At 70.9% G+C, this 14,219-nt stretch carries 15 protein-coding genes and 1 riboswitch; of the genes, 12 read left to right on the forward strand and 3 right to left on the reverse strand.

All coding sequences use genetic code 11. The features are described from left to right. The first annotated feature begins 149 nt into the window (after positions 1 to 149). A complete protein-coding gene (locus O3S82_RS08765; protein WP_269302204.1) occupies positions 150 to 1,991 on the forward strand; it encodes a phosphoenolpyruvate carboxykinase (GTP) in 1,842 nt (613 codons plus the stop codon). Positions 1,992 to 2,036: 45 nt separating this feature from the next. On the opposite strand, the gene O3S82_RS08770 is transcribed toward O3S82_RS08765, so the two are convergent. Further along, a complete protein-coding gene (locus O3S82_RS08770; protein ID WP_269302206.1) occupies positions 2,037 to 2,987 on the reverse strand; it encodes an EamA family transporter in 951 nt (316 codons plus the stop codon). A 115-nt stretch (positions 2,988 to 3,102) separates the two neighbouring features. Then, a complete protein-coding gene (locus tag O3S82_RS08775; protein WP_269302208.1) occupies positions 3,103 to 5,097 on the reverse strand; it encodes a peptidoglycan DD-metalloendopeptidase family protein in 1,995 nt (664 codons plus the stop codon). A 198-nt stretch (positions 5,098 to 5,295) separates the two neighbouring features. Between O3S82_RS08775 and O3S82_RS08780 the strand changes: the two genes are divergently transcribed. Both O3S82_RS08780 and O3S82_RS08785 read left to right on the forward strand, forming a co-directional pair. Further along, the gene (locus tag O3S82_RS08780; protein ID WP_269302210.1) at positions 5,296 to 5,811 is read left to right on the forward strand and encodes a copper resistance CopC family protein; all 516 of its coding nucleotides are present in this window, start codon (positions 5,296 to 5,298) and stop codon (positions 5,809 to 5,811) included. Next, positions 5,798 to 7,759: a bifunctional copper resistance protein CopD/cytochrome c oxidase assembly protein gene (locus tag O3S82_RS08785; protein WP_269302211.1), complete on the forward strand. Its 1,962-nt coding sequence runs from the start codon at positions 5,798 to 5,800 to the stop codon at positions 7,757 to 7,759. Before O3S82_RS08780 ends, O3S82_RS08785 begins: the two co-directional genes overlap by 14 nt. A 78-nt stretch (positions 7,760 to 7,837) precedes the next feature. On the opposite strand, the gene O3S82_RS08790 is transcribed toward O3S82_RS08785, so the two are convergent. After that, positions 7,838 to 8,455, reverse strand: a complete 618-nt coding sequence (locus tag O3S82_RS08790) for a superoxide dismutase (protein WP_179424361.1) — start codon at positions 8,453 to 8,455, stop codon at positions 7,838 to 7,840. A gap of 343 nt (positions 8,456 to 8,798) precedes the next feature. On the opposite strand from O3S82_RS08790, the gene O3S82_RS08795 reads away from it, so the two are divergent. The 9 genes from O3S82_RS08795 to O3S82_RS08835 all read left to right on the forward strand — a co-directional run bounded on the left by O3S82_RS08795 (position 8,799) and on the right by O3S82_RS08835 (position 14,025). After that, positions 8,799 to 9,368 (forward strand): CDP-alcohol phosphatidyltransferase family protein, encoded by a 570-nt coding sequence (locus O3S82_RS08795; protein ID WP_179428083.1) that lies wholly within the window; start codon positions 8,799 to 8,801, stop codon positions 9,366 to 9,368. Continuing rightward, entirely contained in the window at positions 9,365 to 10,168 is an 804-nt protein-coding gene (locus O3S82_RS08800) for a DUF881 domain-containing protein (protein WP_179424360.1), read from the forward strand. Before O3S82_RS08795 ends, O3S82_RS08800 begins: the two co-directional genes overlap by 4 nt. After that, a complete protein-coding gene (locus tag O3S82_RS08805) occupies positions 10,165 to 10,497 on the forward strand; it encodes a small basic family protein (protein WP_179424359.1) in 333 nt (110 codons plus the stop codon). The genes O3S82_RS08800 and O3S82_RS08805 overlap by 4 nt, the downstream gene beginning before the upstream one ends. After that, positions 10,490 to 11,182 carry a DUF881 domain-containing protein gene (locus tag O3S82_RS08810; protein WP_179424358.1) on the forward strand — a complete coding sequence of 231 codons (693 nt, stop codon included), beginning with the start codon at positions 10,490 to 10,492 and terminating at the stop codon, positions 11,180 to 11,182. The genes O3S82_RS08805 and O3S82_RS08810 overlap by 8 nt, the downstream gene beginning before the upstream one ends. A gap of 21 nt (positions 11,183 to 11,203) precedes the next feature. Beyond that, positions 11,204 to 11,581 (forward strand): glycine cleavage system protein GcvH, encoded by a 378-nt coding sequence (gene gcvH / locus O3S82_RS08815; RefSeq protein ID WP_179424357.1) that lies wholly within the window; start codon positions 11,204 to 11,206, stop codon positions 11,579 to 11,581. Between the two features lie 95 nt (positions 11,582 to 11,676). Continuing rightward, positions 11,677 to 12,102: an FHA domain-containing protein gene (locus tag O3S82_RS08820; protein ID WP_395487500.1), complete on the forward strand. Its 426-nt coding sequence runs from the start codon at positions 11,677 to 11,679 to the stop codon at positions 12,100 to 12,102. Next, entirely contained in the window at positions 12,099 to 12,815 is a 717-nt protein-coding gene (gene ftsR / locus O3S82_RS08825) for a transcriptional regulator FtsR (RefSeq protein WP_179424356.1), read from the forward strand. Before O3S82_RS08820 ends, ftsR begins: the two co-directional genes overlap by 4 nt. A 14-nt stretch (positions 12,816 to 12,829) precedes the next feature. Next, positions 12,830 to 13,297, forward strand: a complete 468-nt coding sequence (locus O3S82_RS08830) for a bifunctional nuclease family protein (RefSeq protein WP_179424355.1) — start codon at positions 12,830 to 12,832, stop codon at positions 13,295 to 13,297. A gap of 155 nt (positions 13,298 to 13,452) precedes the next feature. Next, positions 13,453 to 14,025, forward strand: a complete 573-nt coding sequence (locus O3S82_RS08835; RefSeq protein WP_179424354.1) for a MerR family transcriptional regulator — start codon at positions 13,453 to 13,455, stop codon at positions 14,023 to 14,025. Positions 14,026 to 14,075: 50 nt separating this feature from the next. Beyond that, positions 14,076 to 14,161: riboswitch (glycine riboswitch) on the forward strand. Positions 14,162 to 14,219 lie beyond the last annotated feature (58 nt).

The following is a 14,219-nucleotide window of genomic DNA, read 5'->3' on the forward strand; positions in this document are numbered from 1 at the left end:
CAGGGCCCGCCGGAGAGTGGCACCCGAAGCGCGGTAGGGTCACGGTAATCTCCGGGATCGTGTCGTCGGAAACGCCGTCGACACGGGACGGAACATCGACGTGACCGGACCGGCCGGCGGGCTGGTCCAGGAGAGGACAAGGCAGACCTATGGTCGACGTGGACAAGGTCCTGGACGAGGCGGGGTTGAAGAACCCCCACGTCCATGAGTTCGTGAAGCACTGGGCGGGTGTCACCCAGCCCGAGCGCATCGAGGTCGTCAGCGCCAGCGACGACGCCCGACTGCTGCAGGAGGCCCTCGAGGCCGGCGAGCTCGAACCGGCCGGTGAGGGCCTGTACTACTCGCAGAGCTACCACAAGGACACGGCCCGCTCGGAGGAGCGGACCATCGTGGCCACCAGCGACCCCGCGGACAAGGGCGTCTACAACAACTGGCGCCACGCCGACGAGATCAAGCCGGTCGTCATCGGGAACATGACGGGCGCCTCGCAGGGCAAGACGATGTACGTCATCCCCTACCTGATGGCCGCTCCCGGCTCGCCGCTGGAGGCCTACGCCGCCGGCATCGAGCTCACCGACAACCGCTCGGTCGTGCTGCAGATGATCCGCATGGCCCGCGTCGGCGTCGACCTGTTCGAGAACCTGCAGGACCCCGAGAGCTTCGTGCGCGCGGTCCACGTCACCGGCGACCTGGAGAACCTCGGCCAGGGCACCCCCGACGACAAGCGCTACTTCGTGACCGTCGCCGACGAGCGCACGATCCTGCACTTCGGCTCGTCCTACGGCGGCAACGCGCTGCTGGGCAAGATCGCCCACGGCCTGCGCCAGGCGAACTGGGACGGCTGGGCGTCGCGCAAGTTCCTCGCCGAGCAGTACATGCTCATCGCGATCCAGGACAAGGAGACCGGCAAGAAGTACCACATCGCCGGTGGCTTCCCGAGCGCCTCGGGCAAGACGAACCTCGCGATGATGGTCGCCCCGGGCGTCCTGGGCGAGCGCTACTACGTCGAGTTCTTCGGCGACGACATCGCGTGGCTGTGGGTCGGCGACGACGGCAAGCTCTACGGCATGAACCCCGAGTACGGCGTGTTCGGCGTGGCGATCGACACCAACGCGATCACCAACCCCAACGCGCTCGCCGCGGTCCAGGAGGGCACCGGCGCGATCTTCACGAACACGGCGTACAACGTGAACACGCACGAGACCTGGTGGGAGGGCAAGTCGCCCGAGTACCCCACCGACGTCGAGGGCTGGCGCGACTGGAAGGGCCACCTCATCTCCGAGCGCCCGGTCGAGGAGCAGCGCTCCAAGGACCACGTGTGGGCGCACCCGAACTGCCGCTTCACGTCGACCATGTCGAACGTCCCGAACGAGTCGCCCGACTACGACGACCCGGCGGGCGTGCCGATCGACGGCATCATCTACGGCGGCCGCACCCGCGACCGTGAGCCTCTGATCCGCGCGATCGAGGATCCGGCCGAGGGCGTCTACGACGGCCTGACGCTGGGCGCCGAGGCCACCGCCGCGGCCGAGGGCGTGGCCGGCCAGCTGCGCTACGACCCCATGTCGATGCGTCCGTTCCTGGCGCTGCCCGAGGGCCGCTACGCGCAGCACTGGCTCGACATCCTCGACCAGGTCACCGACAAGCCGCTGTTCGCGCACGTGAACTGGTTCCAGCGTGACGCCGACGGCGGCTACCTGTGGCCCGGCTACAGCGAGAACCTGCGCGCCCTGCTGTGGATGATGGACTACCGCGAGGGTCGTGTCACCGGCACGAAGACCCCCGTCGGCGTCGTCCCGAGCAAGGACGAGCTGAACCTCGAGGGCCTGGACATCGACGACGCCGTCCTCGACCAGCTGCTGGCGATCGACGTCGATCGCTGGAAGCAGGAGATCGGCCTGCGCGAGTCGCACCTCGAGCAGTTCGGCGGACTGCCCGAGCGCATCTGGGAGGCGCACCGCCGCGTCGCCCAGGCTCTCGACGAGGCCTGACGCACCGAGCGAAGGGGTCCACCGCGTGAGCGGTGGGCCCCTTCGTCATGTCCGGGCCGTCTCGCGCTCCTCGACGGGGGACCGGGGCCGCTCCGCCTGCACGACGAGGGCCACGCCGACCACGACGATCGCGCCACCGGTGACGATGGCACCGGTGAGCGGCTCGGCGAGGATGACGGCGCCGAGCAGCACGGCGACCACCGGGTTCACGTACGCATAGGTCGACACGAGCGCGAGCGGAGCGTTCTGCAGCAGCCACACGTAGGCCGTGTAGGCCACGAGCGAGCCGAAGACGACCAGGTACCCCAGCGCGATCCACGAGGAGGTCGACGCCTCGGCGAAGTCGCTCGGACGCTCGCCCCGCGCGGTCCCGAGGACCACCAGCGCGATCGCCGCCGACAGCATCTCCCACACGGTGGCCACGAACGGGTTCGCCGGCATCGGCATCCGCGGCGACAGGAACGAGCCGACCGACCAGCACAGCGTCGCCCCGACGATGAACACGATGCCGGTGGTCGTCCCGCCGGCGCCGCCGCCGGGGAGGACCAGTACGCCCAGGCCCACGAATCCGACCAGCACGCCGGTCCAGGTGAGCAGCCGCGGACGCTCGCCGCCGGCGAAGCGGAACAGGATCAGCCACAGCGGGACCATCGCGACGAGCAGCGCCGCCAGCCCGGACGGCACGGTGCGCTCGCCGAGGACGACGCCCCCGTTGCCGCCGGCGAGCAGGAGGATCCCCACGATCGCCGCGCCCCGGAGCTCGCGCGGCCTGACCCGCAGCACCCCGAGCCCGGACCGGACGGCGAGGAAGATCCCCATCAGCACCGCGGCCGTCAGGAACCGGGCCGCGGCCGAGAGCAGCGGCGGCATGTCCTCCACGACGATCCGGATGCCGAGGTAGGTCGAGCCCCAGGCGACGTAGACCACGACCAGCGCGAACCACATCGCGCCGGGGGAGACGTCGCTCTGCGGGGTGGTGGCGGGGTGCGCTGTCATGACCGTCCTGTCCTCGTGGTCCTGACACTCATTCAACCTGCAGGGTCCGACGACTCACCACCGATCGACTGCCATCACCCGCAGGGATCCGGACAAAGACGGCGCGGGCGTCCGCTCAGGCGGTGGGCAGCGACCAGGTGCCGTTGCCCTCGCCCTTGAGGCCGAGCTTGGCGGCGCGCTTGGCCACCCAGGCGGACTGGGCCTTGCTGAGGTCGCCGAGCTCGAAGCGGGTGCCCCAGCCGAACGGCGAGGTGCCCGGGATGTCGACCAGCGTGCCCTCGGGCCCGCGCTGGATCTGGCCCACGATGTCGCGGTAGCCGGTGGCGAAGTCGAGGCGCTCGCCGCGGAACTCGCGGGCGTAGTCGGCCGCGAGGCGCTTGGCGCGCTTCGCGACGTCGCAGCGCAGCATCGTGTCGCCGACGGCGCACAGCACGCCGCGAGGCACCTGGCCGTTGCTGTAGCCGCCCCAGCCCTTGCCGGCGCCGTTGTTCGTCAGGAACTGCACGAGCACGGGCATCGGGTCGATGAACTGGCCGTCGACCTGGATCTCGAAGTGCAGGTGCGGGCCGGTGGAGTTGCCGCGCGAGCCGACCAGGGCGATCTCGTCGCCCGAGCTCACCGTCTGCCCGTCCTCGACGAGCACCTTGGACGAGTGCGCGTAGCGCTCGGCCGTGCCGTCGGGGTGCGAGATCGTGATGAGCGTGCCGGCCCAGCCGACCTCCTGCAGGCTCACGGTGCCGCCGCGCGAGGCGTAGATCGGGGTGCCGGTGGGGGCGGCGAGGTCCTGGCCGGTGTGGGTGGACTGCCACATGCTGCCGCCCATGCCGAACCCGGCCGAGATCGAGTAGGAGCCCTGCTTCAGCGGGAACGTCCAGCCCTGCCGCGTGGCCGCGACCGGACGGGTGGCGTTGCAGACCGTGGTGGGGGAGTCGGCCGAGCCGTTGGGCGGGGTGTTGCGGCCGCTGCCGAGCGAGGGCCGCGTGACCGCGTACGGCTTCGCGGGCACCTCCGAGACGCCCACCTGCGCGCGAGTGGCGGGCGCGTCGATCATCAGGCCGTCGCCGACGTAGACGCCGACGTGGTGGATGCCCGACTTCTTGTTCGCGGAGAAGACCAGGTCGCCGCGCAGGATCTCGTCGGTGGGCACCTTCACGGTGCGGGCGTAGAGCTGCGCGGGCGTGCCCCGCAGGTCGTAGCCGTTCTTGACGTTCACGACGCCGCCGCAGCTCCACGCGGGAGAGGCGTTCCGCGCGGAGTAGTCCTGTCCGATGCGCCCGACGAGCGCGTCGATCATGCGGATCGTCTGCGCCGGCAGGACCTGGACGGTCCGCGAGCCGACGGTGGCGGTGCCGACACCCTTCGTGGCCTTCAGGCGGGCGGCCGACGGCGCCTTCACCCCCAGCCGGGCGAGACGCTTGCGGTACGAGGTCCACGCGGTGGCGACCCGGTCGTTCCACGCCTCCTGCTCGACCCGCGTCTGCGGCAGGCCCTCGGGCGTGGAGGAGGCGCCGAGGCCGAGCTGCTCGGCCAGCTTGCCGACCTGCGCCAGCTGGCGGGCCGCCGCCTTCTCGGCCTTCTCGGCGATGGCGGTGGCCCGGTCGGCGCGGCGCTGGAGCTTCTGCGCCGCCTCGAAGGCTCGCTTGGCGTCGCCGAGGTGACCCTCCTGCGCCTCCGTGACCTGCTCGGTGCTGAAGATGCCGGTGATGAGGTCCTCGGGGTTCTCCGCCGCGGCGAGGGCCGTGAGCTTGCGCGCGAAGGGATCGCCGCTCGGGGACATCGCGTAGTCGACGACCTGCGCGACGTAGGCCCGCGCGACCCGGCGCTGGCGGTCGGCGTCGCGGGTGCGCTCGGCGGCCTCCTTGCGACGGTCCTCCGCGACGCTGAGGTTGGCCTCGTAGCGCAGCGCCAGGGTGGTCAGCTCGGTGATGGCGCTCGGCGCGATGGCGAGCGGATCGGGGACGTCGGGGACGTCGAGCGAGGGGGCGGAGGACGTGGCCGACGGGGCCCCGGTGGACGGGGGAGTCGTGGGGTCGACGGCATGAGCGGCGGTCGGGAACGCCAGGCCGGCGACCAGGACCGTCACCCCCGCGAAGACCCGAGTCCAGCGCATCAGTGCGACACCTCCATCAGTGAGTCAACCACGCTCCTCCATCCACTGTTCACACAATCCCCAGCCGTCACTCCCGTCGTGCCACGGCGCCTGGTCCCGATGGGCCAGAAACCCTGCGAACACCCGCCGGATAGGCTGGGGAACGTGCGTGCGATCTCCCTTGTGCTCTTGGTCACTTCGGCTCTGCTCGGGTGGTCGATGCCTGCGCAAGCGCACACCTCTCTCATCTCCACCGACCCCACCGAGGGCGCTCGGCTGGCCTCCGTGCCCGAGCAGGTCGTGCTCACGTTCAGCGAGAATCTGCGCGAGCCCTCCCAGGTCGGCGTGGCCGTCGACGGCGAGGCCGTCGATGTCGAGTTCCAGGTCGACGGACCCCGGGTGGTCGTCACGCCGCCCGCGGACGCGCCCGAGGGCGCGTACGACATCAACTATCGCGTGATCTCCGCCGATGGGCACCCCGTGACGGGCACGCTCTCGTTCGAGGTCGCCCAGGCGGCCGGCATCGCCACCGAGGAGGCGCCCGCCGGCGACGAGCCCACCGCCACCCAGTCGCCCGAGACGGCGACGAACGACGCCGCCGCCGACGTCGAGGACGACTCGGTCTGGTCGTCGCCGCTGCTGCTCGGCGTGGGTGTCGTCGCGGTCGTGCTGGCGATCGGCGCCGCCACCGTCCTGCGCCGTCGCTCCGTCACGTCCGACCATGACCGCTCCTGAGCTCTCACCGCGCCTCTACGGCGCGGTCCTGGGCGTCGTCGGCCTGGCGTCCCTCGTCGCGGTCGTCGTGCTGTCCGGCGCGACCCCGCAGCCGCCCCCGCCGGGCCTGCCCGACCCGGGTCCCGTCGTCGGCTGGGCGCTGCCGATCTCGCGATACGCCTCGGACATCCTGGCCACCGTCACGATCGGCTTCCTGCTGACGGCGGTCGTCCTGCTGCCCTCCGGCGACAGGCTCGAGGGCCTCGCCGTCCAGGCCGTCCGCATCGCCTCCTGGGCCGCGGGCGGCTGGTTCGTCGCGGCGCTCGTCTTCTACTGGGCCAACGTCGCCGACCTCTACGCACGTCCGATGACGCAGGTCGAGCTCGGCCAGCTCGTCGACTTCGCGTCGGTGTTCGCCACCGGCCGCGGCCTGCTGGTGCAGGCGGTCGCCGCCCTCGTCGTCGCGCTGTGGGCCCGCTGGACGTTCTCGGTCCGTCAGCTCGCGCTGTGCGTCGCCGTCGGCCTGATCGGCATCTCCGCCGTCGGACTGACCGGTCACTCGGCCTCGGCCGGATCGCACATGCTCGCCACCGCCTCGCTGGTCCTGCACCTCGTGGGCGTCGTGCTGTGGGTGGGCGGCCTCATCGCCCTCGGCTGGGTCGCGCTGCGTCGCAGCCGTCGCCTCGACGACGCCGTCGCGCGCTACTCCACCCTCGCGCTGTGGTGCTTCGCCACCGTCGCGGTCTCCGGGCTCGTGAGCGGCTTCGTGAACCTCGGTTCGCTCGGCGGCCTCGACTCCACCTACGGTGTGCTGCTGCTGGTCAAGGCGACCGCGCTCGTCGGTCTCGGCGCCTTCGGCGTCGTCCAGCGGCGCCGCCTGCGCCACCGCGGTGCCGGCTTCGCCCGCTTCGCGGTCCTCGAGGTCCTGCTGATGACCGTGACGATCGCCGTCGCGGTCGTCCTGAGCCGCACGGCCACCCCGGTGGGGGAGGACGTCCTCACCAGCCCCGCCGAGCTGCTGCTCGGGCGCCCGCTGCCGCCGGAGCCCACGCTCGCGCGGGTCCTGACCGGGTTCTACCCCGACGGCATCGGCATCGCCGTGGTCGTCTTCGGCACCGCGTTCTACCTGACCGGGCTGCGGGTGCTGCGTCGCCGCAACGACCGCTGGCCGGTCGGTCGCACCATCAGCTGGTTCCTGGGCCTGGCGGTCGTCGCCTGGGCCACGTTCGGCGGCCTCGGCGTGTATTCCAGCGTCATGTTCAGCCTGCACATGGTCTCGCACATGATGCTGTCGATGATCGCGCCGATCTTCCTCGTGCTGGGCGCGCCGATGACGCTCGCGCTGCGCACCCTGCCGGGCCCGCGCCGGCCGGGCGAGCACTCGCCGCGGTCCCTGCTGCGCGACGCGCTGCACTCGAAGGTCTCGGCGTTCTACACGAACCCGATCGTCGCCGCGGTGATCTTCCTCGGCACCCTCTACGCCGTCTACTTCACCGGCCTGTTCGAGGCCATGATGCGCACGCACTCGGGCCACGCGTTCATGGAGCTGCACTTCCTGTTCTCGGGACTGCTCTTCTACTACGTGATGATCGGCGTCGATCCCGCGCCGCGACGCCTCACCCCGCTGGCCCGGTTCGGCGTGCTCATGCTGTCGGTCCCGTTCCACGCCTTCTTCTCGGTGGCGCTCATGTCGTCCGACGTGATCATCGCCGAGTCCTACTACCAAGCACTCGAGCGCCCGTACGCCACGGACCTCGCCGCCGACCAGTACCTCGGCGGCGGCATCGCCTGGGCGATGGGCGAGATCCCGCTGCTGCTCGTCGTCGGCGCGATCTTCGTGCAGTGGTTCCGCTCGGACTCGCGCGAGGCCAGGCGCAGCGACCGGGCGGCCGACCGCGACGACGACGCGGCGCTCGAGCAGTACAACGCGTACCTCTCGAGCCTGCGCGACGACGCGCCGCGCCGCTGACCGACCCCGGACACACCACTGCCCGGCCACCTGAGGGTGACCGGGCAGTCGTGTGTCTCGCCCCGGCGGGGCGGCGGGTCAGAAGAGGATCTGGCCGCCGCTCGTGGCCGCGGTGAAGCGCTCCTGGGCGTCGGCCCAGTTGGCGATGTTCCAGAACGCCTTGACGTAGTCGCCCTTGACGTTGAGGTAGTCGAGGTAGAAGGCGTGCTCCCACATGTCGAGCTGCGAGATCGGGATCAGCGTCGCGGGGATGTTGGACTGCTGGTCGTAGAGCTGGACGATGACCAGCTTCTGTCCCAGCGTGTCCCACGCCGTGATGGCCCAGCCCGAGCCCTGGATGCCGAGGGCGACCTGCTCGAACTGCGCGCGGTACGCGTCGAACGAGCCGAAGTTGTCCTCGATCGCGGCAGCCAGCTCGCCGGTGGGCTTGTCGCCACCGTCCGGCGAGAGGTTCTTCCAGAAGATCGAGTGGTTGATGTGACCACCGAGGTTGAACGCGAGGTTCTTCTCGAGCAGGTTGATCGTGTCGAACTCCTGGACCTCACGCGCCTGCTCGAGCTTCTCGAGCGCCGTGTTCAGACCGTTGACGTAGTTCTGGTGGTGCTTGCTGTGGTGCAGCTCCATGATCTTGCCCGAGATGTGGGGATCGAGTGCCCCGTAGTCGTAGGGCAGGTCCGGCAGGGTGTAGTCGGCCACGCGTCCTCCTGGTCGTCGAAGTGGTTGATGTCTTCGTTGAGTTCAAGCCTCAGTCTGTCAGTTGTGTTCCCCGGGGCAAGGGCAGCCCGGATCGCGGGACGTCCGCCGGTAGGCTGTGGGCGTGACAGGCAAGCGCGTGCGCCGCATCGAGGGCGAGGAGGAGCCCGAGGTCGTGGCGGCCTCCGAGACCGCCCCGAGCCGCGAGCGCGCGGCCCGGCCCGATCCCGTGTCGCCGCCGCCCGGCCGTCGCGGTGAGACGCCCGACCAGCGGGAGCCGCGCCCCGAGCCGCAGGCCCCGCAGGAGCCGGCGGCCGAGCCCGCTGAGAAGCCCGCCAAGCCCTCGCTGCGCAGCGAGCTGTTCACGATCCCCAACCTGCTCAGCGCGATCCGGATCCTGCTGGTGCCGGTCTTCCTGTGGCTCGTGCTCGTCCCCGAGGCCGACGTGCTCGCGATCGGCGTGCTGGTGCTGTCGGGCATCACCGACTACCTCGACGGCAAGATCGCCCGCGCCACCGGCGCCACCACGCGCCTGGGCGCCGTCCTCGACCCGGTGGCCGACCGGCTCTACATCCTCGCGGTCGTCGTGGGTCTCGGCCTGCGCGACATCATCCCGTGGTGGCTCGCGATCATCCTGCCGCTGCGCGACGTCGTCCTGTTCTCGCTCGTGCCGTTCCTGCGCACCCGCGGCTTCAGCGCCCTGCCCGTGCACTTCCTGGGCAAGGCCGCCACGGCGGGCCTGCTCTACGCCTTCCCCCTGCTGCTGCTCGGCGACGGCGACGGCGCGGTGGCCAACCTGGCGCGCGTGTTCGGCTGGGCGTTCACGGTGTGGGGCGTCGGCCTCTACTGGTGGGCCGGCATCCTCTACGCGATCCAGGTGCGCCGCCTGCTGGCCACCACGCCACGGGTCCGATGAGCAGCCGGCGCGACGAGGAGTCGTCGGTCGCCGAGGCCGAGTCGATCCTCGAACGGCTGGCCGCCACCGCGCTCGACGACGACTACTACGTCGACCACGAGAAGCCGCCGGGCAACGGCGCGAAGGCGCTCACCGGCCTCGCGATCGCGACCATCGCCACGATGCTCACCGTCGCGGCGGTGCAGACGCGCATCGACCGCCCCGCCACCGAGGCCGAGCGCGACGCGCTGATCGAGAACATCCGCCTGCGCGAGGACCTCGTGGCCAACAAGCAGGAGACCGTCGCCGGGCTGCAGGGCGAGATCGCCGACCTCCAGGCCGAGTCGGTCGTCGACGGACCCGGCACGGTGGCGGTCCGCGTGGCGTCCGGCGCCGTCCCCGTCGAGGGGCCCGGCCTGACCATCACGGTGCAGTCGTCGGCGAACGAGGACCGCCCCGGCGGCCGCCTCACCGACGCCGACCTCCAGCTCGTGGTCAACGGGCTGTGGCTGGCCGGCGCCGAGGCCGTCTCGGTCGGGGGCCACCGGCTCACCTCCACCTCGGCGATCCGCTCCGCAGGGGAGGCGATCACCGTGAACTACCGCTCCGTCACCGAGCCGGTCGTCGTCGCGGCGATCGGCGACGAGTCCACGCTGGAGACCCAGTGGCAGGCCGGTCCGTCGGGCCGCTACCTCGACGCGCGCGCCGAGGCCGATGGTCTGCGGTACGACGTGCAAGGATCGGACGACGTCGAGCTGGCCGCCGCACCCGAGTCGCGGCTGAGGGTCTCGGCCGAGCCCCTGAGGAGGAGCGCGTCGTGATCCCGGTCATCGGTCTCGTCGTGGGTGTCACGATCGGCCTGTTGCTGCAGCCCACGGTCCCCAGTGCCCTCCAGCCCTACGTCCCGATCGCGATCATCGCCGCCCTCGACGCCGTGCTGGGCGCCGCCCGCGCCTACATGGAGGGACGCTTCGACGACCGCGTCTTCGTCGTCTCCTTCGTCTCCAACGTGGCGATCGCCTCGATCATGGTGTTCGTCGGCGACCAGCTGGGCGTCGGCTCGCAGCTGTCCACCGGCGTCATCGTCGTCCTGGGCATCCGCATCTTCGCCAACTCCGCCGCGATCCGCAGGCTGATCTTCCATGCGTGACCAGCTGGGCCGGCGGTCCTCCTGGATCGTGGCGCTCCTCGTGGGGCTGCTGGCCTTCACGATGACCGTCCAGTGGCGCCAGGACGACGAGACCGACGACTTCAGCGGCGTCCGCGGCGTCGAGCTCGCCGAGCTGCTCAAGTCGCTCGACGCCACCAACACGCGCCTGTCGCAGCAGATCGACACGCTGCGGGCCTCGCGCGACGACCTGCGCGACTCCAACGAGAGCACCGCCGAGGCCAGGAAGGCCGCGGTCGAGCGCGCCAACGCGCTGGCGATCCTCGCCGGCACGGTCGGGGCCGAGGGCGAGGGCATCGAGATCACGATCACCGCCCCGCCGGGCGCCGTCACCGCCTCGGTCCTGCTCGACGCCGTCCAGGAGATGCGCGACGCGGGCGCCGAGGTCATCTCGCTCAACGGCGTCGCGCGCGTCGTGGCGCAGACCTGGTTCCTCGACGACGACGCCGGCGTGCGCGTCAGCGGCCGCGTCCTGAAGCCGCCCTACGTCATGGAGGTCATCGGCGATCCCGACACCCTCGCCGACGCCGTGACGTTCCGCGGCGGCCTGGCCGACCGCGTCGAGGGACGCGGGGGAGAGGTGGGCGTGGAGAAGCGCCAGCGCATCCGCGTGACCGCTGTCGCCGATGCCCCCGAGCCCCAGTACGCTCGACCCGCGAACGACTGACCGCGACGATGGAGGACGACCGTGATTCCTGAGGACCTGTTCTACAGCGAGGAGCACGAGTGGGTGCGTGTCGAGGGCGACGTCGCCATCGTCGGCATCACCGACTTCGCCCAGGACCAGCTCGGCGACATCGTCTACGTCGACCTGCCGGCCGAGGGCGACTCGATCGACGCGGGCTCCGTCGTCGGCGAGCTGGAGTCCACGAAGTCGGTCTCGGACGTCTTCACGCCCGTCACCGGTGAGGTCATCGCCCGCAACGACGCGCTGGAGGCGACCCCCGAGGTCATCAACTCCGACCCGTACGGCGAGGGCTGGCTGCTCAAGGTCCGCATCGCCGACGAGGACGTCACGTCGGGCCTGCTCACCGCCGAGGCGTACTCGGCTCTGGTGACCGGCTGACCCACGCGAGCCCGGGTGTTAGGTTGGGGGCGAAGGAACCCTGAACCCCCACTTGAGCCAACCTTCAAGCTCTACTTGAGACGGAGTTGATCGCGGTGACGACGCCGGACGGTTTCGACGAGACCAACTTCATCCCGGTCATCGACGCCGACACCGAGGAGATGTCCGAGGGCGACGTGTTCGCCGTCGAGAACCTGCCGGTCGGCAATGCGATGCTGCTGGTGCAGCGCGGTCCCGACGCGGGCTCGCGGTTCCTGCTCGACCAGGACGTCGTGTCGGCCGGGCGCCATCCCTCCAGCGACATCTTCCTCGACGACATCAGCGTCTCGCGCCGTCACGCGACCTTCTCGCGTCGCGGCAGCGGCTACGTGGTCACCGACCTGGGCAGCCTCAACGGCACCTACGTCAACCGCGACCGCATCGACGGCGACATCCCGCTGTCCGGCGGCGACGAGGTCCAGCTGGGCAAGTACCGCCTCATCTACTTCCCCGGCACGGTCGCCTCCGAAGGTGGTCAGTGACCGCCTCCGAGGCCGGGCGCGAACCGCTGCTCGGCATCTCCCAGGTCATCGCCGAGCTCTCCGAGGAGTTTCCGGACATCTCGCAGAGCCGCATCCGGTACTACGACGAGCAGGGCCTGGTCGAGCCGCGCCGCACGCCGTCGGGGTACCGCAAGTTCAGCTACGGCGACGTCGAGCGGCTGCGGTTCGTCCTGCGCATGCAGAAGGACCGCTACTGGCCGCTGAGCCACATCCGTCAGGTCCTCGACCAGATGGACTCGGGCGAGGTCCCCGACACCGAGCTGCGCGCCACGCTGCGCGTGCCGCAGGTGACGCTGGCCGCCGACGGCTCGCCCACGGCCCAGTCGATCACCGAGGGTGCCGGCGCCACGCGGATGACGCGTGACGAGCTCGTCGACGCCGCCGGGATCGACGACGCCACCCTCGACCAGATCGAGGAGTTCGAGCTGATCCGTCGCCGCCCGAACCAGCGCTACTACGACACCGACGACCTCGTCGTCGCGTCGCTCGTGGGCCAGCTGGCCGAGCTCGGTCTCGAGCCCCGCCACCTGCGCGGGTTCCGCAGCGCCGCCGACCGCGAGGTCGGCCTGCTCGACCAGGTCGTGCCGCCGTCCACGCGCCAGCAGGCGGGTGCCGCGGCCGGCCTCGCCGAGCTCGCCGCACTGAGCGTCCGGCTGCACACGGTGCTCGTGCGCGCCGGCCTGCGCGCCTGACCGGGAGGATCGTCGTGCGCGAGCTCGAGATCGTCGGAGTCCGGGTGGAGATGCCCACCAACCAGCCGCTGGTGCTGCTGCGCGAACGCGAGGGCACCCGCTACCTGCCGATCTGGGTGGGGGCGATCGAGGCCTCGGCCATCGCCTTCGCCCAGCAGGGCGTCGAGTCGCCGCGGCCGCCCACGCACGCGCTCATGGCCTCGATCATCGAGGGCCTGGGCGACGAGCTGGAGGAGGTCCGCATCGTCGACGTCCGCGAGGGCGTCTTCTTCGCCGAGCTGAAGTTCGCCTCGGGAGCGGTCGTCGACGCGCGACCGTCCGACTCGATCGCGCTGGCGCTGCGCACGGGCGTGCGCGTGGTGTGCGAGGAGGACGTGCTGGACGTCGCCGGATTCGCCCAGACGCCCGACGAGGACGAGGAGGTCGAGAAGTTCCGCGAGTTCCTCGACCACGTGGACCCCGAGGACTTCGAGAAACCTTGAAGTCGAACTTCAAACTTTAAACGCGCCGACACGCCCGTCGGTACGTGCGTCGAGAGACCCTCACGTCTAACTTGAGGGTACGCAAGACCACAGTCGTGTGGTTCTCTTGTTGTGGGAGGCCGGCTCCACCAGTCGGCAGCCAGGAAGGCGTGACCATGATCGAACCTCGTGACGAGGCAGCAGAGGCGCAGGCCCAGGCCAGCGCCCAGGGGCTGTTGTTCGACGACGACCTGGCCCCCCTGCCCCAGGACACGGGGTTCCGCGGTCCCACGGCCTGCAACGCCGCGGGCATCACGTACCGCCAGCTCGACTACTGGGCCCGCACCGGCCTGGTCGAGCCCACGGTCCGCTCGGCCACCGGCTCGGGCACCGCGCGGCTGTACTCCTTCAAGGACATCCTGCTGCTCAAGATCATCAAGCGCCTGCTCGACGCCGGCGTCTCGCTGCAGCAGATCCGCACCGCGATCGACCACCTGCGCGAGCGCGGCACCGAGGACCTCACGCAGGTCACGCTCATGAGCGACGGCGCCTCCGTCTACGAGTGCCGCTCGGCCACCGAGGTCATCGACCTCCTCCAGGGCGGCCAGGGCGTCTTCGGCATCGCCATCGGCGGTGTCTGGAAGGAGATCGAGGGCACGCTCCACGAGCTGCCCACCGAGCGCGCCGAGGCCGACGTCCCCGTCGCCGGCGACGAGCTCTCCCAGCGTCGCGCCCGCAAGGCCAACTGACGGACGCACCGCACGCCCCGACGTCGGTCGAGGTAGGCTGGCGGTGCCGTTTGAACCGTGCGGGAGAGTCCCGTCAGGGCGCCGAAGGGGCAATTCCTCCCCGGAACCTCTCAGGCCACCGGACCGTACGTCACAGGCGACTCTGAAGGCGTGTCCTGCCGGGCATGACGACAGAGGGGGAGGGCCCTGTAGTC

The sequence above is a fragment of the Aeromicrobium sp. HA genome (assembly GCF_027171405.1).
Lineage (GTDB): Bacteria > Actinomycetota > Actinomycetes > Propionibacteriales > Nocardioidaceae > Aeromicrobium > Aeromicrobium tamlense.

What these genes read in the sequence shown, in the direction of transcription:
- O3S82_RS08765 (WP_269302204.1), top strand. Translation starts at nt 150, where the DNA reads ATGGTCGACGTGGACAAGGTCCTGGACGAGGCGGGGTTGAAGAACCCC.
- O3S82_RS08770 (WP_269302206.1), bottom strand. Translation starts at nt 2,987, where the DNA reads ATGACAGCGCACCCCGCCACCACCCCGCAGAGCGACGTCTCCCCCGGC.
- O3S82_RS08775 (WP_269302208.1), bottom strand. Translation starts at nt 5,097, where the DNA reads ATGCGCTGGACTCGGGTCTTCGCGGGGGTGACGGTCCTGGTCGCCGGC.
- O3S82_RS08780 (WP_269302210.1), top strand. Translation starts at nt 5,296, where the DNA reads ATGCCTGCGCAAGCGCACACCTCTCTCATCTCCACCGACCCCACCGAG.
- O3S82_RS08785 (WP_269302211.1), top strand. Translation starts at nt 5,798, where the DNA reads ATGACCGCTCCTGAGCTCTCACCGCGCCTCTACGGCGCGGTCCTGGGC.
- O3S82_RS08800 (WP_179424360.1), top strand. Translation starts at nt 9,365, where the DNA reads ATGAGCAGCCGGCGCGACGAGGAGTCGTCGGTCGCCGAGGCCGAGTCG.
- O3S82_RS08810 (WP_179424358.1), top strand. Translation starts at nt 10,490, where the DNA reads ATGCGTGACCAGCTGGGCCGGCGGTCCTCCTGGATCGTGGCGCTCCTC.
- O3S82_RS08835 (WP_179424354.1), top strand. Translation starts at nt 13,453, where the DNA reads ATGATCGAACCTCGTGACGAGGCAGCAGAGGCGCAGGCCCAGGCCAGC.